Source organism: Arthrobacter zhaoguopingii, from assembly GCF_009828595.1.
GTDB lineage: Bacteria > Actinomycetota > Actinomycetes > Actinomycetales > Micrococcaceae > Arthrobacter_D > Arthrobacter_D zhaoguopingii.
In genome coordinates this window covers 221,544-243,383 of record NZ_WPNY01000004.1, presented here as the reverse complement: position 1 = coordinate 243,383, position 21,840 = coordinate 221,544, and the positions used below count along the sequence as shown (strand labels likewise).

The 21,840-nt window shown below is 68.8% G+C and carries 14 protein-coding genes; 8 read left to right on the top strand and 6 right to left on the bottom strand.

Features of this window, described 5'->3' with window-relative positions; genetic code table 11:
• The first annotated feature begins 7 nt into the window (after positions 1-7).
• From GVV86_RS07845 to GVV86_RS07825, 5 genes are all read left to right on the top strand, one after another.
• Positions 8-2,677, top strand: a complete 2,670-nt coding sequence (locus GVV86_RS07845; RefSeq protein WP_159802401.1) for a helix-turn-helix transcriptional regulator — start codon at positions 8-10, stop codon at positions 2,675-2,677.
• Between the two features lie 519 nt (positions 2,678-3,196).
• The gene (locus tag GVV86_RS07840; protein WP_159802399.1) at positions 3,197-4,699 is read left to right on the top strand and encodes a sugar transferase; all 1,503 of its coding nucleotides are present in this window, start codon (positions 3,197-3,199) and stop codon (positions 4,697-4,699) included.
• Positions 4,700-4,794: 95 nt separating this feature from the next.
• Positions 4,795-5,634, top strand: a complete 840-nt coding sequence (locus GVV86_RS07835) for a 3'(2'),5'-bisphosphate nucleotidase CysQ (protein WP_159802397.1) — start codon at positions 4,795-4,797, stop codon at positions 5,632-5,634.
• Positions 5,631-6,581 carry a sulfate adenylyltransferase subunit CysD gene (gene cysD, locus GVV86_RS07830; protein WP_159615769.1) on the top strand — a complete coding sequence of 317 codons (951 nt, stop codon included), beginning with the start codon at positions 5,631-5,633 and terminating at the stop codon, positions 6,579-6,581. Before GVV86_RS07835 ends, cysD begins: the two co-directional genes overlap by 4 nt.
• The gene (locus GVV86_RS07825; RefSeq protein WP_159615771.1) at positions 6,581-7,831 is read left to right on the top strand and encodes a sulfate adenylyltransferase subunit 1; all 1,251 of its coding nucleotides are present in this window, start codon (positions 6,581-6,583) and stop codon (positions 7,829-7,831) included. The genes cysD and GVV86_RS07825 overlap by 1 nt, the downstream gene beginning before the upstream one ends.
• A gap of 12 nt (positions 7,832-7,843) precedes the next feature.
• On the opposite strand, the gene cysC is transcribed toward GVV86_RS07825, so the two are convergent.
• The 3 genes from cysC to GVV86_RS07810 are packed head-to-tail and all read right to left on the bottom strand — an operon-like array spanning position 7,844 to position 11,674.
• Positions 7,844-9,181 (bottom strand): adenylyl-sulfate kinase, encoded by a 1,338-nt coding sequence (gene cysC, locus GVV86_RS07820; RefSeq protein ID WP_201291391.1) that lies wholly within the window; start codon positions 9,179-9,181, stop codon positions 7,844-7,846.
• 51 nt (positions 9,182-9,232) lie between these two features.
• Positions 9,233-10,123: a sulfotransferase gene (locus GVV86_RS07815; protein WP_159802396.1), complete on the bottom strand. Its 891-nt coding sequence runs from the start codon at positions 10,121-10,123 to the stop codon at positions 9,233-9,235.
• Positions 10,124-11,674 (bottom strand): oligosaccharide flippase family protein, encoded by a 1,551-nt coding sequence (locus GVV86_RS07810; RefSeq protein WP_159802394.1) that lies wholly within the window; start codon positions 11,672-11,674, stop codon positions 10,124-10,126.
• A gap of 199 nt (positions 11,675-11,873) precedes the next feature.
• On the opposite strand from GVV86_RS07810, the gene GVV86_RS07805 reads away from it, so the two are divergent.
• Complete coding sequence (locus tag GVV86_RS07805; RefSeq protein WP_159802392.1) at positions 11,874-12,653, top strand: hypothetical protein; 780 nt, start codon at positions 11,874-11,876, stop codon at positions 12,651-12,653.
• A gap of 138 nt (positions 12,654-12,791) precedes the next feature.
• On the opposite strand, the gene GVV86_RS07800 is transcribed toward GVV86_RS07805, so the two are convergent.
• On the bottom strand, positions 12,792-16,172 hold the full coding sequence (locus GVV86_RS07800) for a PKD domain-containing protein (RefSeq protein ID WP_159802390.1): 3,381 nt from the start codon (positions 16,170-16,172) through the stop codon (positions 12,792-12,794).
• Positions 16,173-16,358: 186 nt separating this feature from the next.
• A complete protein-coding gene (locus GVV86_RS07795; protein ID WP_159802388.1) occupies positions 16,359-17,696 on the bottom strand; it encodes an O-antigen ligase family protein in 1,338 nt (445 codons plus the stop codon).
• Between the two features lie 217 nt (positions 17,697-17,913).
• On the opposite strand from GVV86_RS07795, the gene GVV86_RS07790 reads away from it, so the two are divergent.
• On the top strand, positions 17,914-18,870 hold the full coding sequence (locus GVV86_RS07790) for a glycosyltransferase family 2 protein (protein ID WP_246199566.1): 957 nt from the start codon (positions 17,914-17,916) through the stop codon (positions 18,868-18,870).
• A gap of 39 nt (positions 18,871-18,909) precedes the next feature.
• On the top strand, positions 18,910-20,394 hold the full coding sequence (locus tag GVV86_RS07785; RefSeq protein ID WP_159615783.1) for a hypothetical protein: 1,485 nt from the start codon (positions 18,910-18,912) through the stop codon (positions 20,392-20,394).
• A gap of 118 nt (positions 20,395-20,512) precedes the next feature.
• On the opposite strand, the gene GVV86_RS07780 is transcribed toward GVV86_RS07785, so the two are convergent.
• Positions 20,513-21,808, bottom strand: coding sequence for a hypothetical protein (locus GVV86_RS07780; protein WP_159802386.1), 1,296 nt, complete (start codon positions 21,806-21,808; stop codon positions 20,513-20,515).
• Between the last annotated feature and the right edge of the window lie 32 nt (positions 21,809-21,840).

Genomic DNA, 21,840 nt, shown 5'->3' with positions numbered 1-21,840 from the left:
GATATTCATGATGAGAATCCAGGAGGGCGTCCCCCTCGTCGGACGGTCGAAAATCATCGACGGGATTCTCACCGCGCTCCACGACCCGGCAGGCTTCGGCGCGATGGTGGTGGGTGAACCCGGTGTCGGCAAGACCGCGCTCGCCCGCGCGGTGGTGCAGCAGCTCGGAGGGGCGGCCGAGGTTTTCCCGATCACCGGCGGCTCGTCCCTGCGCCGTATCCCCTTCGGCGCCCTCTCCCCGTACCTCCAGGGCCTGTCGGTCGAAGAGGTGGGTTCACCCGTGGCCATCCTGCGCAGCCTGATGAAACACCTCCCCGCGCCCAGGGGCCGGTCCCCGCACCTCCCACTCTTCGTCGTCGACGATGCGCACGAGCTCGACGAGAGCACCTGCGCCCTGCTGGCGCAGCTCGTCAGCGCCCGCCGGGCCCGGCTGCTCATCCTGTCGAGGGCTGCACCCCACCCGCCCGCGGAATTCCTCGCCCTGAGCCGCGACGGCCTCCTGATGCGGTTCGATCTCGAACCGCTTGACGATTCGGCGGTGGACGAGCTGTGCCGGCAGGTCCTCGGCGGCAATGTGTTGACAGGCACAAGCAACCTGCTCGCGGGCGCCACGGGCGGAAACCCCCTGTTCCTGCTCACGCTGCTGACGCAGGGCCGCGGGCAGGGATACCTCGTCGAACGCAACGGCGTCTGGCGTATGGTCGGCCAGCCCTCGGTCGACCTGCGTCTCGTGGACCTGATCCAAAGCCAGCTGCGCCAACGCAGTGCTCCCGATCTGGCGGCCCTTGAAGTGGTCGCCCTGGCCGAGCCCATCGCCCTGAAGGCGCTTTCGCGCTGCGCCGATCCCGACAGCGTCCGGAACCTCCAGGACGACCAGCTGATCACTGTGGGCCCGGCACCCGAGCGCCTCGTCTCCCTCAGCCACCCGCTCTACAGCGAAGTCCTCCGTACCTCCGTCCCGACCGCCCGCAGCATGGCCATCCGCCGCGCCGTCCTCGAGGTCCTCGATCCCCGGACCGAATCGCTCGAAGGATTCCTGCGCAGTGTGGCCTGGGGCCTCGACTGCGGCGTGCCCCCTGACGACCCGAGCCTGCTCCGGGCCGCCGTTGTCGCCAACCGGCTCAATGACCCCGGCTTCGCCCTGAGGGCGGCACGGGCCGTCTCGGCGCCCGGGCTCCGCGGCAGGGCACTTGTCGAAATCGCCCGCGCCCAGATCGCCCGCGGCAACCTCGGCTATGCCAGGGAGCTCGTCGACGAAGCCCGTCTCCGGTGCACCAACCTGCTCGTCGCGAAGGAAGCAACCCTCCTTTCCTTCGATATCCGGCTCCGTCTGGGAGAGTCATCCGAGGACCTGCGCAGGGACATCGACCAGTGGGATTTCCTGATCCAGGCGATCGAGTCGACGGGCAGGAGCCGGGCGCTCACGGCCGCCGCCGGAACCTCCCACCTCGGAGCGCGGCTGCTCCGCTGCTACGTCCTGCTGCTCGAGGGGAAGCTCCACGGCCTCGAGAGGCCACTGCGGGAGGCAGTGGCGAGCGCGCATGGAAGTGCCGAAACCCGGACCGGAGCCCTGGCACTGCTCGGCGAACTGCTCGCCTCTACGGGACGGCCGGTGTCGGGCGCGGCCTGCACCGCCGAGGCCCTGGCCCTGATCGACGCCGAGGATCACCAGCTGCTGACCTATCGGGAGTTCGTTGCCTCCCGGCACATCCTGTCCCTCGTGCATGCGGGGGAGTGGAGCTCCGCCCGCGCGGTCTTCGAGAACTACGCACGGCACTCCTCACGGAACCCCTCCTATTTCGCCGGGTGGTCCGATCTCTTCGAGGGCATCGCCGCGCTGAGGAGCGGGCGAACCGGCGCGGCCCGCGACCGGCTCCTGCTCGCCGTGGAGGGGCTCCGCGAATCGGACGTCACCCAGGTGCTCACCATGGCCACCGGGCTCGCCGCCTTCGCCTGCGCCGCGGCGTCGGACACCGCGCGGGCCAGGGCGCTCATCGACGAATACACGACGGTTCCCAACCGGGGGAGCAGACAGATGCGGCTCACCGGACGGATCTACGCCCTCGTTACCGGCGCGCTGCTCGGCGAGCCCCACGGGGTGGCGGCCGAGCTGAGGCAGATCGCGGACAGCGCCGCGGCCGACGGCATGCTCGAAGTGGCCGCGACAGCGCTGGAACAGGCAGCGCGGCTCGGAGATTCAGGGGCTTTCGCGCCCCTTGCCGCCCTGACCGGGCACTTTGAGGGCCGGGAGGGAGCAGTCCTGAACGCCTTCGCTGCGGCGGCGCGGGACTCGGATCCCGTGCGGCTGGCCGAGGCAGCCACAACGGCCGAGGACGCGGGATACCTCCCCCTGGCCGGAGCCTGCCTCCGGCTCGCGGCGGAGCTGTGGACCTCGCGGGGCGCCGGTCAGAAAGCCCGAAGCGCGCAGACCCGTCTGACGGCGGTGCTCTCCCGCACGGACCAGCCCGCGGTCGGGACGGCCGGCTCCGCCCCCGGCGCCCGCCTGACCCGGCGGGAGCAGGACATCGTCTCCCTCGTCGCCGAAGGCTACTCGAACCGGGACATCGCCGAGCGCCAGAACGTTTCGGTGCGCACCGTCGAGGGGCACCTCTACCGGATCTTCGCGAAACTCGGAATCAGCCGGCGCGAGGAACTCCAGCACAGTCAGGACCGGTGAGGGCTTCCTCCCGCCCGTCTCCGACCCCCGGAATCCCTGCACCCCGGCCGTAGGTGAGTGGAGCACGGCACCCTGTGGGTACTCGGGGCAACGAGCCCACGTAGTTCACCACCGCCACCGAGTACCGCGGTGCCCCGCGCCCGTCGAAGTAGCGTAACCCCTACTCGTGCAGCGGCAGCGGCCTGTTCCTAGGCTCAATCCAAGAAGAACAGCAAGCTTGGGGTGAACTTCAGAGGAACAGGGTCTCATGATGGGCGGACGTGGTTGCTGCGGCTTTCACCGCACATCGAAGGCTGTTTTACCAGGAGTTCATCCTTTCCGGCCGATGCTTGGAAGCGGCGCTGCGGCGCCCCAGTCGGTCATCTGCACCACCGGATCCGGGCCCGCCCCGGCGTCGGTGGGGCACCCTTCAGCGGAGCCGGCGGTGTCAGAACCTCCCGAGACCGAGGTTCGTCCCCAGTCGCCGTCGGCTCCCCACTTTGCCGCCCCTCGGGCGGCCGGCCGTCGGGGGGCGGCGGCATGACGGGGGCGAACCCCGCCCTGTCGCCGGGGAGGATCAGCGCGCTTCCCGCGCGGACCGCGGTGGGCAGCACGCGCCGGGTCCTTTCGGGAATCGCCTGGCGGCGCCGGTACCAGCAGTCGCTGCGGGTCACCGATACGCTCCTGATCCTCCTGGTCGTCCTGGTCTGTGGACGTCTCTTCACCGGGACTGCGCTTGAGGATGAAGGCCTGAAGATCACCTTCGGGCTGCTCCTCGGCTGTGCCGGGGGCTGGCTGAGCGCGATGTACCTCTTCCGCACCAGGGATCCACGTTTGATCGGCGTCGGTGCCGCCGAGTACAAGAAGGTCCTCCACGCCGGCACGGCCACTTTCGGGGCGCTCGCCGTCTCGGTCGTCGTCCTCGATATCGAACACTTCCGGCGGTTCCTGGTGCTCACCTTCGCGGCTGGGGTGGCACTGCTGGTGGCCAGCCGGTGGCTGTGGCGGCTGTGGCTCAACGAGCAGCGGCGCTACGGCCACTTCCTCTCCAAAGTGGTCGTTGTCGGCCGGCGCCACGACGTGGACTACGTCGCCGGGCAGCTGGCGCGCAAGTCGGGGCCCGTGTACGACGTCGTGGGAGCGGTCCTCGAGTGCAAGGGGAACCACTCCACCCTCCGGGTCGGGGACAAGCTCGTGCCGGCCGTGTGCGGGCTCGGCAACGTCGAGGACTTCGTGCTCCACACCGGGGCCGACGCGGTCATTGTCGCCGGGCACCTGCGCAAGGGCACGAGGTACATCCGGGAGCTCGGGTGGCGCCTTGAACGCACCTCGACTGAGCTGGTGCTCGCCTCCTCGCTGACCAACGTCGCCGGCCCGCGGATCCGGATGCGTCCGGTTGAGGGACTTCCCCTGATGCACGTGGAGCTGCCGCAGTTCACCGGCGGCCGCCACGTCATCAAGCGGGCGATGGACATTTCCCTCTCGGCCGCCTCGCTTCTCGCCCTGGCCCCGTTGTTCCTGCTCCTGGCGGTCCTCATCCGGCTTGATTCACCCGGGCCGGTGTTCTTCGCACAGGACCGCGCCGGCCGCGGCTCGGAGCTGTTCCGGATGTACAAATTCCGTTCGATGGTGACCTCCGCCGAATCCGATCTTGAAAACCTGAGGCAGTACAACGAGGGCAACGGCGTCCTGTTCAAGATGAAGGACGACCCGCGGGTCACGGACGTGGGGCGGTGGATCCGGAAGTACTCGCTCGATGAGCTGCCGCAGCTTTACAACGTGCTCAAGGGGGACATGTCCCTGGTCGGCCCGAGGCCTCCGCTTCTCAGTGAGGTGTCGAGCTACCACGGGCACGCCCACCGCCGCCTCTTCATCAAGCCGGGCCTGACCGGGCTGTGGCAGATCAGCGGACGGTCCGACCTCGACTGGGACGAAAGCATCCGCCTTGACCTCTACTACGTCGAGAACTGGTCCGTCACCGGCGATCTGCTCGTGATGTGGCGCACCTTCAAGGTGGTCTTCCGGCCCGTAGGAGCCTATTGATCGCCTGTCCGGCCCGGCACGGGAAAACAGGAGGCAATTCACCGATTGACAGGCGTATTCAGCATTCGAGGGGCAGAGGGACGACGATGGACCAGATGAGTGAACCGACGCCGGCACAGAGCGACTCGGCACAGAGCGACTCGGCACAGAGCGACTCGGCACAGAGCGACTCGGCGCTTGCGGCGGATCTCGCAGCGGCGGCCGGCCGCATGCTCGTTGAACTCCGGGTGTCGGAGCGCCGGAAGGGCACGGAGCGAAGACGGCTCGGAACCCTCGGGGACCGGCGCTCCCACGAATACCTGCTGGCCGCGCTGGGGCGCTCCCGCCCTGGGGATGCCGTGCTCTCCGAGGAATCCGTGGACAACCCCTCCCGGCGCGGAGCCCGCCGAGTCTGGATCCTCGATCCGCTGGACGGGACCCGCGAATACTCCGAGGGGCGGCCCGACTGGGCCGTGCACGTTGCCCTGTGGGAGTCCGGGCCCGGCGGGGGCGGCCTCACCGCCGGTGCGCTCGCCCTGCCGGCCGAAGGCGTGGTGCTTGCCACCGGAGCCCGGCCCGTTCCCCCGCGCCCCGGGCATCCAGTGCGGATCGCAGTGTCCCGGACCCGCGCGCCGTCCTTCGCCGCGGCGCTCGCCCGCGAGGTCGGGGGCGAGCTCGTTCCCCTGGGCTCCGCAGGCTACAAGGCCGCCGCCGTGATCCGGGGCGAGGCGGACGCGTACGTCCACGCCGGGGGCCAGTACGAGTGGGACTCCGCGGCGCCCGTCGCCGTCGCCACCGGCATCGGCCTGCACGCGAGCCGGATCGACGGGTCGCCCGTGACCTACAACCGCGCCGACCCCTACCTGCCGGACCTCCTCCTGTGCCGGCCGGAGCTCGCCGGGACGCTCCTTACCGCCCTGAGGCAATTGAGCGTCGAAACAGGAGGACTGCCATGAACCCGGCGGCAGGAGAGAAGGATTCAACGGCCCGCACGGCACGCTCTCCGCGGTACGGCCTGAGCCACCTGAAGACGCTCGAGGCGGAGGCGATCTTCATCATCCGGGAGGTGGCCGCCGAACTTGAGCGGCCCGCCCTGATGTTCTCCGGGGGAAAGGACTCGATCGTGATGCTCGAGCTCGCCCGCAGGGCGTTCGCGCCGGCCCGGATCCCATTCCCCGTGCTGCACATCGATACCGGTCACAACTTCGACGAGGTGCTCGAGCACCGGGACCGGGTGGTGAAGCGCCTCGGACTGACGCTCGTCGTCGGATCGGTGCAGGAAGCCATCGACCGGGGGGTGGTTCGGGAGGAACCGAACGGGTCGCGGAACCGGATCCAGACGGCGGTGCTCCTGGAGACCGCCGAGAAACACGGCTTCACGGCACTGCTCGGCGGCGCGCGGCGCGATGAGGAGAAGGCGCGGGCCAAGGAACGCGTCTTTTCCTTCCGGGACGAGTTCGGGCAGTGGGACCCCAAGAGCCAGCGGCCGGAGGTGTGGGGCCTCTACAACACGCGCGTCCACGTCGGGGAGAGCATCCGGGTGTTCCCCATCTCCAACTGGACGGAACTCGATATCTGGAGCTACATCGAGCAGGAAAACATCGAGGTGCCCTCCCTCTACTACTCGCTCCGGCGGCCGGTGTTCAAGCGCAACGGCATGCTCTTCGCCGTCCACCGCTTCTGCCAGCCGCGCCCCTCCGAAGAGGTGTTCGAGGCCGACGTCCGGTACCGCACCATGGGGGACGCCACACTCACTGCCGCCGTCCTCTCGGATGCCGCGACGCCGGCGCAGGTACGCGAGGAGGTCGCCGGCACGCGCCTCACCGAACGGGGAGCGACCCGGGGGGATGACCAGGTCAGCGAAGCGGCCATGGAGGACCGAAAGAAAGAGGGGTACTTCTGATGGATCTCCTGCGCCTTGCCACGGCAGGGTCGGTCGACGATGGAAAGAGCACGCTGATCGGGCGCATGCTCTACGACTCCAAGTCCATCTTCACCGACCAGCTTGAAGCGATCGAGCGGACCAGCCGGGACCGGGGGGACGACTACACCGACCTCGCACTGCTCACCGACGGGCTGAGGGCCGAGCGGGAGCAGGGCATCACCATCGACGTCGCGTACCGGTATTTCTCCACGCCGAAGCGCAAATTCATCGTCGCGGACACCCCCGGGCACATCCAGTACACCCGCAACATGGTCACGGGGGCCTCGACGGCTGACGTCGGCATCGTGCTCGCCGACGCCCGCAAGGGGCTGATTGAGCAGAGCCGGCGGCATGCCTTCCTCGTCTCCCTGCTCCAGGTACCCCACCTCGTGCTGGCCGTGAACAAGATGGACCTGGTCGACTGGTCCGAGGAGGTGTACGAATCGATCCGCGCCGAGTTCGTCGAGTTCGCCTCAAAGCTGCAGATCAGCGACCTGACAGTCATCCCGATGTCGGCGCTGAAAGGCGACAATGTCGTCGAGCGGTCCGCGAACATGCCCTGGTACCAGGGCGCGCCCCTGCTCCACCATCTCGAGAACGTCCATATCGCCAGCGACCGGAACCTCGTGGACGTCCGGTTCCCCGTGCAGTACGTCATCCGCCCCCACCAGAACCGCAACCAGGACTACCGCGGGTATGCGGGGCAGGTCGCCGGAGGGGTCCTCAAGGCAGGGGATGAGGTGGTTGTCCTGCCCAGCGGACTGGGCACGCGCATCGCGGGGATTGAGACGGCGGATGGCCCCGTCGAGGAGGCCTTCGCGCCCATGTCCGTTGTGCTCCGGCTCGAGGATGACCTCGACGTCTCCCGCGGGGACATGATCTGTAGGCCCAACAACCGTCCCTCCGTGTCCCAGGACATCGATGCGATGGTGTGCTGGATGGGCGACGCCCCTCTGGTCCCGGGCCGGAAACTCGCGATCAAGCACACCACGCGCACCGCCCGCACCCTGGTCAAGGAGCTGCAGTACGAGCTCAATATCAATACGCTGCACCGCAACCTTGAGGCAGTTGATCTGCGGCTCAATGAGATCGGCAGGGTGCGCCTCCGGACGACCGCTCCGCTGATGGCCGACGAGTACCGCAGGAACCGCGCGACCGGCGGTTTCGTCCTCATCGACGAGGCAACGAACGCAACGGTCGGTGCCGGCATGATCGTCGGAGCGGAGTAGGCTCAGCCCGCGTCAGCCGCGTTCCTCCCCTCCACCAAGGCGCCGCATGGCGTCAAGGATCCGGGCGGCACCCTCGGCGACACCCACGTGTGCCAGGTCGACGACGACGTCGGCGTCGCCGGGCTCCTCGTAGGGGGATGAGATGCCCGTGAACTCGGGGATCAGTCCTGCGCGGGCCTTGGCGTAGAGGCCCTTCCGGTCACGCTCCTCGCACACCGCAAGCGGCGTTGACACGTGGACGAGCAGGAAGTCGCCTGAGGCCGAGGCCATTGCCCGGACCTCCCGGCGCGAGGACTCGAACGGGGCGATGGGGGCGCACAGCGCGATGCCGCCCGCCTCGGCAACGCGGGCGGCCACCCACCCGATGCGCCGCACATTCAGTTCCCGGTCCGCACGCGAGAAACCCAGCCCTGAGGAGAGCAGGGTCCGCACGTCGTCACCGTCGAGGAGCTCCGTGCGCCGTCCGTCCGCCCGCTGCAGGCGTTCGGCGGTCTCCCGCGCCAGGGTCGACTTGCCGGAGCCTGAGAGGCCGGTGAAGAGGACGACAAGGCCCCTCGGGCGGGTGGCACCGGCGGGGCTCCAGCGTCCGTCAGTGGGTCCCGTCCCCGCCGCCGCGGGGGACCCTCCCTCCGCCTCGGCGGTGAAGTCGAGGAGCGTGTCGGCACCGAGGCGGGCCAGCAGCGGCGCGGCGTCCCCGGCGGGACCACTGCCGGCGGGACCGCTGCCGGCAGGACCACTGCCGGCGGGAACAACGAGGAGCCGGACGCGGCCGCCGGGCACGTGCGCGGCAACCGCCTCCAGCGATTCAATCAGCCGGGCTGTTCCCTCCTGACGGGCGGTGTCGCTGTCCGCGACGGCGAGGAGGATCAGGTTCCCTCCGCGGGCGCCGACAAGTGTCCGGGTCAGCTGCTCCAGCGAAGGGGTCCCAGCGAAGGCAGCCACCACGAGCGGCGCCCGGTCTGCGCCGCGGACCTCCTGCGCCGCAAGGGGCGCTGTCAGCCGCAGCCTGCGGAAGGGGCCGTGCTCGGCCGGCTGGAGCGGCCCGAGCACCCCGGAGACATAGACCTCATCCTCGCCGGTGCCCCCGGCGGTTCCGTCGACGGCCAGGTGGGCCAGGGGAGTGCCGTCCGGATCGGCCAGCAGCAGCCCGCCCCGGGCGAGCGCTGCCCGCGCCGTCGCGGCAGCAACCCCCAGCGTCGGTTCCACCGGCCAGGATGCCGGTTTCCCGCCGGGAAGACAGTACCCGTCGGCCGGGGCGTACAGCCCGCCGAGCAGAAGCTCAAGCAGGTCAAGGCTGCTCCCGCGCAACTGGAGCACCGGGTGGTGGAGCACCTCCTGCCAGGCGGTCATGGACGCCGTCTCCGGCCGGGAGCGGGGCATCCCTGGGGCACCGGGGACCCCTCAGGTCCAGAGGAGGGGCCGGCCGAGATAGTCGGCGAGCTCCTGATTGGGGCGCAAGTAGAAATCCTCGAGCTCCTTCCGGGCGTTGAGCGGAATGCGGGAGCGGGTGATCGCATTGAACGGCTTGGTCGAGGGAAGGGCGAAGCGCGGAAGGCCGAGGAAACCACACACGGTGTCGAAGGTTCCCTGGACATCCGAGTACATGTCCTCGCTGCGCAGGACCAGCAGCTGGCCCCCGGGAAAGGACGCGTGCCAGTTCTGGATCTGGGGAAGGTAGAGGCCGCGGCTGCGGTAGGAGTAGAAATCGTAGGCCGCGCTGTAGTAGGCGGGGTCCTCCAGCATGGCGTCGAGCTCACCGGCGAGCCGGTCCTCCTCGGCGGCCAGTGCCGCTTCGAAGCCGAGCGGTTCCACGCCGTTGGCGACCCGTTCCTGATGGTGGGACCAGGCGCGGTCGACGGGGTCGCGGAGCAACGCGATGGCCCGGACGTCGGGGGCCACCGCACGGACCCGTTCGGCGATTCGGGGATCCCACTGGTAGTAGGGCGAGGCTTCACCGCTCACCGGCCGGTGACCCGCCGACCGGGCCACCAGCCTGCGGTAGGAGTCGGTGTGGAAATGCGAGCGGTACCAGCGCTCGCCCCGGTGGAACTCCTTGAAGAAATAGTCGGTGCTCTTCCTGCCCCGGATCTGGGGAAAAAGCCCGAGGACGCCGGGATGCATCAGGAGGTAATTGAAGAGGGAGGTGGTCCCGCCGCGTTTGGTGCCAATAATCAGGAAATCGGGAACCGGCCGCGCCGCAGCGGTCCCCCGGCCGTAGGACCGGGTGAGGGTGTCGCCCACGTCCTTCAGCCATCGGGGGGAAGCGTCCTTGATGTCCGTCAGCGTGACCACTCAAACTCCTTTCGACTCGGCCGTCCGCGACCCGGCCACTGCCGGTTTCCGGGCGGCACGGCGCAGTCCATCCAGTCTGAGCCTGTACCGGTCGAACCAGCACCAGAGAGCGAGAATTGTCACCGTAATGAGTCCTGCCACCGCCAGGGAGGCCGTTGAGCTGCCCAGAAGCGAGAGCACCAGCAGGCTTCCGGGAACCACGCTCACCGCCGCCACCATCAGCGCGTAGGCCACCCGGCCGGCGTCGAACCGGATGCCGACGAAGATGCGGGTCTCAACCGAGGCGAGCAGCGCATCGAGGAACATGCTGAACGCCCACGCGGAGGCCGCGCCGAGAATGCCCCACCGGGGCACGAGGACGAGGTTCGCCGCGATGTTGACGGCGAGCACCACGGACTTGTTGAAGGCCATCCAGCCGCTTCGGCCGCTCATGGTGAGCACCGAGTCGATGTTCCCGCCGAAGAGGAAGCAGACAGCCCCGGCGCAGAGGATGATCAGGGCCGTGGCGCCCTCCGAGAACCCCGGTCCGAACCAGCTCAGCACCGTGGGGGCGAAGAACATGAACAGCCCGTAGATGGGCGTTCCGAAAAGCACGATCCAGGTCAGGGTCGTTGAGTAAAGGGTCTGGACAGCGTCGACCTTGCGCTCCTCGAGGAGGGCGCTGAAGCGGGGCGAGATCACCATCCGCATTGCCGTCGAGACGATCAGCCCGGCCGTGACGAATCTGCTGACTGTTCCGTAGATGCCCGCGGCTCCGGCACCGGCGATGGCGCCGACGAGGATCACGTCGAACCACACGATCGCCTGTTCGACGCCGGAGGAATACCAGCGGGGCAGGGCGAACCGCCGCACGCCCGCGGAGACCGTTGGCGAGGGGCGCCAGCGGCCGCTTACCCCCGCGCGCAGTTCATGCTCGCGCACCCGCCCGGCGAGCACCAGCAGCGCAATGGCCATGGCCACCGGCAGCGGAAGCGCCCAGGCCAGGGCTCCCATCGCGGCGGAACCACCCAGCAGGACCACCGCCAGGACGGCCAGCGGCCGCGCCGCCGGAACGGCCACGGCCCCGATCACCGTGTACGGGAGGATGCTCCCCAGCCCCCGGGTGGCGGCCAGGGCAACCATCATCACCGCCGCGAACGGCAGTAACAGGGCTATGGTCCGGACGGCTTCAACGACCTCCGGCGGCAGTGGCACGAGGTTCTCGGTCAGCGGCGGAAGGAAAAAGTAAAGCATCAGCGTCAAGGCGATGCTGACGGCGAGGGCCGGCAGGAGCAGCGCCAGGACCGCCCCGCGGATCCTTCCAGGCGCCGAGGAGGCAAGCCGGGGGAGGATCCACACACTCGTCGTGTCCATGCCCGTCCTGGCGATGCCCAGGGCGATGGAGAACACCGCAATGGATTGAAGGACGATGCCGGCCCCATACTCACCGAACGACCGGCCGAGCACGAGGATGAGCAGCAGGCCCATGACAGCGCTGGTGCCGGCGCCCAACCCGCTGACGAGTCCGCCGCGGGCCGCGCGCCGGGCCTCCGAGGCATGCTCCGCCTTCACGCCGCCCCCAGTCCCGGCAACTTCGCCACCCCGTCCCCCTTCAGACCGACCGGACAATGCTCTACCACATCGCTAGGCGAATCCAACCCAGGCGGCGCTGTTTTGTACGATACTTGAGCATAGATGGATGCCCTAGGACAAGATATTGGGTGAATCCCTCGCACTGTATCGTTTTTTCTCTTCGCCAAGGAGGCTGGCCATGGCGTCATCGCAGAAACCATCGGGTCGCTTCCGTCCGCTTCGGGTCCTGCTCCCGGTTGCCGGTGTTGCGCTGTGCGCCTTCCTGATCATCTCCCCTCCGGGTGGCAGCCTCGATACTGCGCGCACCGCCCCCGGTGGAACCGAAAGTGAAGCACCCGGGACGGCCCCGGAGGCCACCCGGGCCACCGGAGGGAAGGCATCGGAAGAGGCAGCTCCGGCGAAGACAGCCCCGGCCGGGCCGAAGCCGGCCACCAAACCGCCGACCACCGCAGCGCCGGCTGCCCCGGACGCCGAAACCGGTGGCGGCGCCGCCGACGCAGTGCCCGCACCGGCGGCCTCCGCCCGGGTTCCGGTGCCGGCGGCCGAAAAGGAGAAAGCGTCGACAGTGTCGAGGGACTACGTCGGTAAGACGGCGTCGGTCCTCGCGGCCGCCAAGACTCCGACCGCCGATGAGCTCAAGGCGCTCGCCGTAGGCCCTGCGCAGGGAGCGATCCTCGCCCAGGCGGCCGAGTTCGAGAGCAACAACTGGCGCCAGGAGGGCGTGCCGACCATCGCCGGGCTCGAGATCGTCGCCTACGACGGAGCGGCCACCCCGGCGAGGATGACAGTGAACGCCTGTATCGATTCCTCGAAGGTCCGAGTCGTGACGGACGAAGGAGTGGTGCTGAGGGAGAGCTCGGACGGCAACCGGTCGCTGAACATTCTGTCCCTGGTGCGCGGTGACGGCGGCACATGGCTGGTCGAAGAGATCAGCTTCCCGGACGACCCCAGCTGCTGATCCGCCCACCCGCCCGGGCCGGCGGGGCAGCCGGCGCCGGGCCGGTGAAATCCGGGATGCCGCCCCCGGCCGGGTCAGCCACGCCACCCCGCAGGGCCTTGGCCACGGGGAAAGGCGTTGGGCCACTGTCTCGCGGCCCTAGTTCGTGATCGTCGCCTTCGCCGTCAGGTCCATGCTCATGTCCCGGGTGGCGCGGTAGTTGATGTGGGTTTCGACCGCGACCGAGTTCACGCCGTCGACCAGCAGGGATACCGGGACGTCGATGACGAACGGTGTCGTGTTGGCCGTCGAGCTGCTGACAGCGCTCGACGCATAGGTGCCGTGGGAGATGGTGCCGGTGGGCAGGTTCTTCCGGCCGACCTCGGTCCCGTTGACGTAGACCACCACACCGTCGTCGGCGACAGTCTGCAGGGTAAGTTTCGTCACCGAGGCCGCTGAGGGAACGGAGAACTGCTGCAGGAAGTAGGCCGTCAATGGCCTGTCGGTTGTTGTTTCGGGGGTGAAGTCGACGTCGGTCCCCAGCCCCGTCGACCCGAAGCCCAGCACCGCGGGCCCTGACTTCCAGGCGGCGGCGTCGAATCCTTTGGCCTTCCAGGACGTCGGCGGAGCTGTTGCCTCATAGCGCCAGCTCCAGGGCGACTTCGCCGCGATCAGCACCGATTCCTGGCCCGCCGCCGCACTGACGGTGACCGGGGCGGACGTGACGCCGGTGGCACCCTTGTCATCGGTGACCGTCAGTTTCACCGTGTAGGTTCCGGCCGCCGCGTAGGTGCGCGCCGCGGTGGCTCCGGTGCCCGTGCTTCCGTCGCCGAAGTCCCAGGCGTAGGAGGCGATGGTGCCGTCAGGATCGGTGGAACCGCTGCCGTCGAAGGTGGCGGTCAGCCCTGTCGTCTTGGAGGTGAAGGCCGCAGCCGGGGCGGAATTCGCAGCCGCCGCACTGACGGTGACCGGGGCGGACGTGACGCCGGTGGCACCCTTGTCATCGGTGACCGTCAGTTTCACCGTGTAGGTTCCGGCCGCCGCGTAGGTGCGCGCCGCGGTGGCTCCGGTGCCCGTGCTTCCGTCGCCGAAGTCCCAGGCGTAGGAGGCGATGGTGCCGTCAGGATCGGTGGAACCGCTGCCGTCGAAGGTGGCGGCCAGCCCTGTCGTCTTGGAGGTGAAGGCCGCAGCCGGCGCGGAATTCGCGGACGTGAGGCCTCCTGTGGCCGTCACCACCGGTGTGCTGGCCGAGAGGTTCCCCGCCGCATCCGCCGCGCGGACGAAGAAGCGGTTGTTGCCGTCTTTGGGAACCACAGCAGTAGTTCCGGTGGTGGTGGCGACAACGCGGTCATCGCGCAGGATCTGATAGGTCACCCTGCCGCTGGCATCCGAGGACTCGGCCCAGGTCAGCCGAACGGTCGATGCCGTGTTCTCGGAGAGTGTGGGTGTCCCGGGCCGGGTGGGGGCCACTGCATCCCGCTGCGGGAACCGGGCGAATCCGCCGGCCCATTTGCTGCCGGAGGTGCGGGTGCGGGCAGTGGTCATGTCGCCGCCGGCCCAGAGGGTTCCATTGCTGTCAACGATCTGTGCCCAGATACCCGATCCGGACCGGAACTTCATGGCGGGCGTAAAGCTGGGGATGTAGTCTCCCGTCGCCGCGTTCCACGCCCCCGTCCACTCGTAGGCGTCGGCCTGGGTCCAGCCGGTGCCCATGTTTGGCCAGAAGAAGGCGTTCGAGTAGTTGAAGTGGTGGCCGTGGGACCCGCCGTAGACGATGCCGCGCGGGCTCTCGGCAATGGCCTGGAAATCGCCGTTCTTTTGGCCGATGTTCCCCGAGAGGCGCGCGAAGGTGCTCGTCGAGAAGCTGAAGAAGCTGTGCTCGGAGCCTCCGACCCAGACCCGGTTTCCGACCTGGCCGATCGTCTGCTGGTAGTTCGAGTTGCTGCTCCAGGTGGGGTTCCAGGCCGGGGTGGCAAGGGGTGCGCCGTCGACCGTCTGCACCGCGGCTGCCTTGCTCGCCCGCGTGGAGCCCTTCGCCGTGAAGTAGCCGGCCGCGTAGAGGCGGGTCCCGTCGTCGCTGGGGTCAATGGAGACCACCGTGCCGTTGAAAGCCGGGTTCCAGTTCGCAGCGGGGGTGCCGTTCGTGATTGCGACCCGCCCGGCGTTCCGCGAGTACTTGAACGTGGTGGGATTGCTGCCACCTGCCACGTGGGTGAAGGCCCCGCCGAGGTAGAGCCAGTTGCCCTTGACGGCGAGGTCGCTGACGCGCAGGATGCCCGAGGTTGTCCGGTCTTCGACCTTCACCGTCCAGCCGGGAACAGTTGCGCCGGTGGTCGGGTTCAGTGCCACTATTGACGTCGCGGCGGCTCCGTTGGCGGTGGTGAAGTAGCCACCCGCGACCAGGTTTCCGTTGGGGAGCACGGCGAGGGACATCACCGGGGCGTTGAGCTTCGGCGCGAAATCGGTGAGCAGTTCGCCCGTCGTGACGTCGAAGGCCGCAAGGAAGCTCCGTGGGACCTTGTCGGTACCGGTCGAGGTGCGCTGGACGGCGGTGAAGTTCCCGCCGACGAACATCCGGTTCCCGCTCTGCGCGAAGGCCTGGACCTCCACGTCCCCCTCACGCCGGCGCGTGGTGAAACCGGCGACACCCCACGGGCTGTCGAGGGCGACCGACTCGGCCACGGGAAGGTTGGTTTTCTCCGGCGTTCCGGCATCGCCGATCGCGGTGAAGCCGGTGGTCGAGACGATCCTGGGCCGGATGAAGACCTCGGTGTAGGGCCGGGCTCCGCCCAGGCCCTCAGTGGCCGACCACAGGTAGGTGCTTGCGCTGTTGGACCCCTTGACCCCGCTGCCGTAGGCGAATCCCATGGTGTAGTTCTGCCCGGAGTCGGACCGCGCATCCGACTTGACCTTCCGGTACGCGTCGTCGACACCGAAACTGGCGGTCACTCCTCCGCTGGGTGCCCGCACTCCGTCGAAGGAATACCACCCGATAGGGTGCAGGGCACTGAAGGTCCACACCCACCGGTCGCGTTTGGCGAGGGCGATGCGGGTTTCATGCCAGGCCGTGCCGGTGGTGTTCTTCGCCCGCTTGAGCCGGATGCCGTCGGCGAGCCCGTCGACCCGCCCGCCGCCCAGCAGGGCGTCCACCACTGTCGATGAATACTGGGTAGTGGCTCCCGACATGGGGCTGACGCCGGCGGTCTGGAGGGCGGTCGGGTTCCCGGTGCCCTCGTAGCCGGGCATCCATTTCTCCCGGCCCTTACCGATGAGGACCCAGCCGCCGCCGCCGGTGACCATGTCGCAGTAGAACTGGGCGGGCGCTGCCATTTTCGGCGTCAACAGCCAGTAGGTGCCCGAGGGCACCGCGGCGTTGTTCTGCTTGATCTCCCAGCAGGAGGCGGCCGCCGTTGCCGCGTCGGCTCCCGTCCGGGCGACGGCGCCCGATGCCGGAGCCGACAGCACGGCCAGACTGGTCAGTACCATGAGCGACGCGACCGCCGAGCCGAGGACCTTGAGTAATGGCCGTTGGATTCCCACGTTCGCGTGTGTTCTCACGTTCGCCCCTAGCACTTGCGCAAGCACGGTTTTCCCCGGTGTCCCCCGGGGCGGCAATTCCTTCGGAATCCCGCAGAGTGCACAAAGAGTAGCTGTGGGGAGCGCGCGGGCAGAACCCAAACGAGGACGACTTCGGTACCTGTAAAGGCCGGACCGATACCCTACTTTTTAGCCGCCTACCTGACTGCTGCGGGTCTCCCGCCGGGGCAGCTGCGGGCGTCCCCGCAGTCCGACGGCGGCGATCACCATGAGGATGACCAGGCCCGAACCGAGGATGCCGTAGTAGAAGATCTCCACCAGCCCCACGAGCAGGAGCGTGTTGCAGACCAGGCCGACGAGGTCGGTGCGGCGGAGGGTCGAGAGGAAGGCATGGACCAGCCAGGCCAGGAACAGCCCGAGCCCGACGAACCCATGGGAGAAGAGGACGAGCCACACGTGCCCCTGCGTGCCGGCGGAGGGCTGCCCCGACCGCTCGGACGGCCGGGGCGCGCCGTAGCCGAACACCGGGGATTCGAGTGTGCGCCGGAAGGTCTCCTGGTAGAGCTCCCCGCGGTCGTCGATGCTTGAGACACGGGAGGTGCGCTGCTCGAGCCGCTCGATGACGGGAAGCTGCACCAGGGCCACCCCGGCGACGACGGAGAGTGCGAGGATCGAGCCTATAACCCGGGTGCGGCCCAGCAGCGCCGCCCGGAACCCCAGGTAGAGAAGTGCGATTCCCAGGCCCAGGAACATGCCCCGGTTCAGGGTGAGGAAGGCGGGGATGAAGGAGATGGGAAGGGCCGCTACGAGCCACCAGAACCTTCTCTCGCCGCGCACCATGGAGAGGTAGGCAACCACCGCGGGGGTGAGGAGCGAGTAGCCGTTTCCCCATCCATTGGCGTAGAGGAACGGCGCACTTGGCCGCGGCGCGGAGATGACGGTGGCGTTCGGGTCCGGGTTGTACTGGGTGAGGTCCCGGGTGGTCATTTCATCGACGTAGGAATTGTCGAGCAGAGCCTGCGGGAGGATGTAGGCCAAAGGCGTCTTGAGCTCGAAGAGGGGAAAGGCAAGACCGGCGAACCCGCCGGCGACGACGACGAGCCAAAAGACGGTCAGGACCCCGAAGATCCGGCGGTCGGTGAGCGTCTGCCGGGCGTTGTAGACGTAGACGAAGACGACGGTTGCCGCGGCGTAGAGGAAGAACCGGTAGAAGAAGCCGAGGATGCGCAGCGGCTCGTCGATCTGAATCAGCGAACAGAGCACCCAGAGCAGGAAGAGCAGCAGGATTCCAAAGCCCCGCGGAGCCCGGACCTTTCTTGCCCGTGCAAGGATGAGCACCATTGCCGCGCCGAAGACCGGCCAGGCCATATCTCCGAGCCCCAGCGCCCACCACAGCGGGAAACCCGCGAAGGCGGCGACGATCGGCCAGGCGGGCAGGCGGCCGACGTCGGACCCGGGACGGGAGGCCGCCGCGGTGCCGGGGGCAGAGCCAGGCTGTGCCTTCCGGCCTTCCACACTGTTGCTCACACGCACCGTGCCTCCCATCGTGGGCGTTCCCTCGATGGTAAAGGACCCTGCTCTTTTTGGTAGGGGGAGCCGTGAACTATTTGGGGAAGTCGAATCGCGTCGACGGTGTCCCGAGGAAAAGAACCTCTTGCGGGTGGCGCCGTCGCTGGTACAGTGACCCATCAAACGCACTGCAGAGGGACGGCGGAACGTGACAGATAGAGCCACGAGGAGACCGTTGGGGCGGGAACCTCAATCTCTTGATGCCCCGACGCTGGTGCTGCCCGCCCCGCACGTGGGCGTCGTGCTCGCCACCCACCGCCGGCCGCAGCTCATGCGCCGGGCCCTTGAGTCAATCCTCGAACAGGACTATCCGGGCGCCATCACCGTCCTGGTGGTCCACGACAAGTGCGACCCCGACGAATCCCTTGCGCTGGAGGGGGACCGGCGGCAGGTCATGCCCGTGGCGAACTCGAGGACGCCGGGCCTGGCGGGAGCCCGGAATACGGGAATCCTGGGCCTGGCGACGGACTTCGTCGCCTTCTGCGACGACGATGACACCTGGTTCCCCGAAAAGCTGACCCGCCAGATCGCCGCCCTCCAGGACAACCCGGAGGCAGAATTCTGTTCGACGGCGATGAGTGTCGACTACTCCGGCACGGCCTCGGTCCGCCTCGCAGGCAAAGCGGAGGTGACCTACGAGGATCTGCTGCGGTCGCGGATGGCCATGGTCCACTCCTCCTCCTTCGTCATCCGCCGCGACGCACTCCTCTCCACCATCGGACTCGTCGATGAGGAGATTCCGAACAGCATGTGCGAGGACTGGGACCTGCTGCTGCGGGCCGCCCGGCGGAAACCGATCCTTCACGTCGATTCACCGCTGGTGCGGGTGTTCTGGGGTGGATCGTCGTACTTCTACGAGCAGTGGGAGGTCAAGAACCGCGCCCACCTGTGGATGCTGGAGCACCACCCGGACATCCTTTCCAGCCCCGTAGGGAAGAGCCGCGTCTTCGGGCAGCTTGCCTTCGGACATGCGGCCCTCGGGAACCGCAGGGAAGCCTTCCGGTGGGCCGGGCGATCCCTGCGGGCCAACTGGCGGGAACCCCGGGCAGTTCTCGCGCTGGGGGTGGCCGGAGGGGTGGTCTCCGACCGGCGGATCGTTGACCGCCTGCAACGACATGGACATGGAATCTAGGACGCAAACCGGCCGATACAGCAACAGAATGAGACGAAAATGGACGAGAAATCATCGCTGGGAATGGGACATTACCTCGCCGTTCTCAGAAGGCACTGGAAAACCGTCGTAGCGGCCATGCTCATCGGGCTTCTGCTGGCCCTCGCCTATTTGCTGACCGGGGGTGCACGCGTCACCGCCAGCGCACTGGTGAATGTCAACGTCATCGTCTCGGATCCGTTCAATCCGTCCCGGCCCGCGTCGGGGCTTCTCGACACTGCGACCGAGGGGGAGATCGCCAGTTCCTACGTCGTGGCGAGCGAGGCCTCCAAGGAGGTGCCCGGCGGAGACAGCACGGCGGACCTTCGGAACAACGTCGATGTCAAGACCGGGAGCGACGGGACAACGGCCCTGATTTCCTATTCCTCGCGCACGGAGGCCCGTGCCGTCGACGGCGCCGACGCGATGGCCAACTCCTACCTCGCGTACCGGCAGGACCAGGCCGATGCCCGGCGGACCGCGATGCGCAACCAGCTCGAGCAGCAGCTGGCGGCGCTGAACACCGCCCTGGCCGCCCCGGGTGCAGACCGGGTCACCCTCACCAACCGGATTTCGAACATCGAATCCGAAATTAACGAACTCAACGCCATCGACACAACGGGCGGCACCGTGATCACCCCCGCCGCCGAAAGCCCTGTGTCAACCAACTACACCCGCGTGCTCGGGTCGGGGCTCGCCGGGGGGCTGGTGGCGGGCGTCCTGCTGGCGTTCCTCTCCCACGCGGTCAGGCGCAGGGTCAACGACGGCTACGACGTCGAGCAGGCGGGAACCGGCCCCGTGCTCGCGGAGCTTGTGTCACCCGAACCGACCCTGCCCGCGCGGGGGGCGGAACTCGACGCCTACCGGGCGGTCCGCGAGCGGCTTTTCGCCGGCCGGGGCCCGGTGACCGCTCTCGCGGTCATCGACGCGACGAGCGGCCGCGCCTTCTACCCGGTCGCACCGAATCTTTCGGTGGTCCTGGCGCAGGCAGGGTTCGAGGTCGAGCTTGTCCTCATGGGCACTCCGCCGGAGGAAATGGAGCTGATGACCGAAGCCCTCCAGCTCCGTTTCGGCGCGAACGATGGCGGCGCCGAGGTCCTCACCTCCGAGTCAATCCCCGGGCTGAAAGTGGTTCAGACCGTACGTGGGACCGACCTCGATGCCGACGATTACGTGACAGATGCCGTCCGGCGGCGTTTCCTCGCCCGGAACCGGAAGGACTCATCGCCCGTGGTGGTCCTGGCCCTGCCCGCGGACGCTCCAAGCGCCAGCAGGATGGCGGCGGCCCGGCTTGCCGGAGCGGCCGTACTGACGGTGGAAGGGGGCAGGACCCGGAGGGAGGAGGTGGAGTTGACCGCTACGGAACTTACGGGAGTCCACGCGGAGCTGCTCGGGACCCTCCTCGTGCGGGGAGGGCGGAGGATGCCGCGCAAGCCGCGCAGCGCCGAGCAGAAGGCCCGGCGCCGCGCACCGGAGCCTGTGGCTTCCAGCTCGGCGGCTTCCTAGCCCGGGGCCGGTGGCGGCCGGGCTCCGGGCGGGGAATCGCCGGTGGCACGCAGCCGGACCGGTTGTGCCCGCCGTGGCGGTGCGGTGGCGTCCGCGGTGAACGTCGGAGGGCGGACGCCTACCGCAGGGCGTGGGCCCCGGGCCCGGACAGCAGTCCCGCCGCCTTGGCCAGCAGGTCAAGGCTCTGGCTGCGGCTGATCCGCGAAGCGGACCAGCCACCGTTGCGGAGTGCGAGAGACCAGGCCCTTTCGGCCACAACGAGGGCATAGACAGCGGCGATGTCGGCCCAGCTCGACGGCGGCGCACCGGCCGCCCGCAGGAAGGGCACGGCCTCGGCCAGGGCCGCGTCAAGGCTGTCGGCCGCCGGGATTCCCGCGGACTCCCGGCGTACGCTCATCGTCCAGTGAAGCGCGTCAAGGCCCGCCGCGGCGTCGGCATCGGAGGACTCCCAGTCCCAGCACCAGAGCTGGCCGTCCGGCTCCCGGGCCGTATTCCACGGCACCAGGTCGCCGTGCCAGCGTGCCGTGACGGGCACGCGCGCGTTCCGCTCGGAGAGCAGGGAGGCCAGCGCGCCCGCGGCGCGGGCGACCTCCCCGTCACCGGTGGTGCCGAGCACCTCCACCCGCTTGGTGAGGGCGGTGTAGTGGAGGGTCGAGGAAAGGGTATCGACGCGTTCAACCGGGCAGAGCGCGAACATCTCCTGCGGGGTCGGCATCGGGATGCGGCCCCGGACACCCCGAACCTTGCCGGGGAGGGGCTCGGTGATGAGGTAGGGACGTCCCTGCCAGCTGCCGGTTCCGAGAAGGCGCGGAGCGCGCATCGGGCCTGTACCGCCGCCGACCTCGGCAAGGGCGGCGGCCTCGGTGGAAATGGCTTCCTGGCTCGCATCGTCCCAGGCCAGCTTGGCGTACCCCGCGGGCGCCCCGGCCGGTGAGAAGAGCTGGAGCGTGGGCTTGCGGTTGTCACCGAGCCGGATGCCGACGGCGGCGTATAGGCGCTCCTGGTCCAGGCACGCCATCAGTTCCTCGAGGGGGAGCGGGAGGGCCCCGCCGGCGGCGGCGCCGGTGCGCCGTTGGACGACAAGCCGGTGCGGCGCGGGCGGCAGCCCGAACCGGGACGGCACGCCCAGGAGGGTGCGGGCCGCCCGCACCCGGACGGGCCGCAGACCCCGGTAGGAAAGGAGCGCCGCGGCGGTAACGGCGGGGTGTCCGCGGGGGATCAGGATCGTAGGCCGTGCGGCCGAGGGGACCACCCAGTAGTCCTCGGCGTCCTCCCATCCGCTGTCCGGTTCGGGATCGAGGACAATCCGGACGGATCCGGTGGCGACGGGCTCCCGCCACAGCTGCTCCACGAGGGAGTCGAGAGGGGAGTCCCCCCGCCCGGTGATGATGCGGCCGCTGGCGCCCTTCCCCATAAGTCCCCTCTGCGTTGGGTTTCCTGCCGATG

Bases quoted from the DNA above. Each gene is read 5' to 3' on its own strand.
- GVV86_RS07845 (WP_159802401.1), top strand. From the start codon at position 8: ATGATGAGAATCCAGGAGGGCGTCCCCCTCGTCGGACGGTCGAAAATC.
- GVV86_RS07840 (WP_159802399.1), top strand. From the start codon at position 3,197: ATGACGGGGGCGAACCCCGCCCTGTCGCCGGGGAGGATCAGCGCGCTT.
- GVV86_RS07835 (WP_159802397.1), top strand. From the start codon at position 4,795: ATGAGTGAACCGACGCCGGCACAGAGCGACTCGGCACAGAGCGACTCG.
- cysD (WP_159615769.1), top strand. From the start codon at position 5,631: ATGAACCCGGCGGCAGGAGAGAAGGATTCAACGGCCCGCACGGCACGC.
- GVV86_RS07825 (WP_159615771.1), top strand. From the start codon at position 6,581: ATGGATCTCCTGCGCCTTGCCACGGCAGGGTCGGTCGACGATGGAAAG.
- cysC (WP_201291391.1), bottom strand. From the start codon at position 9,181: ATGACCGCCTGGCAGGAGGTGCTCCACCACCCGGTGCTCCAGTTGCGC.
- GVV86_RS07805 (WP_159802392.1), top strand. From the start codon at position 11,874: ATGGCGTCATCGCAGAAACCATCGGGTCGCTTCCGTCCGCTTCGGGTC.
- GVV86_RS07785 (WP_159615783.1), top strand. From the start codon at position 18,910: ATGGACGAGAAATCATCGCTGGGAATGGGACATTACCTCGCCGTTCTC.
- GVV86_RS07780 (WP_159802386.1), bottom strand. From the start codon at position 21,808: ATGGGGAAGGGCGCCAGCGGCCGCATCATCACCGGGCGGGGGGACTCC.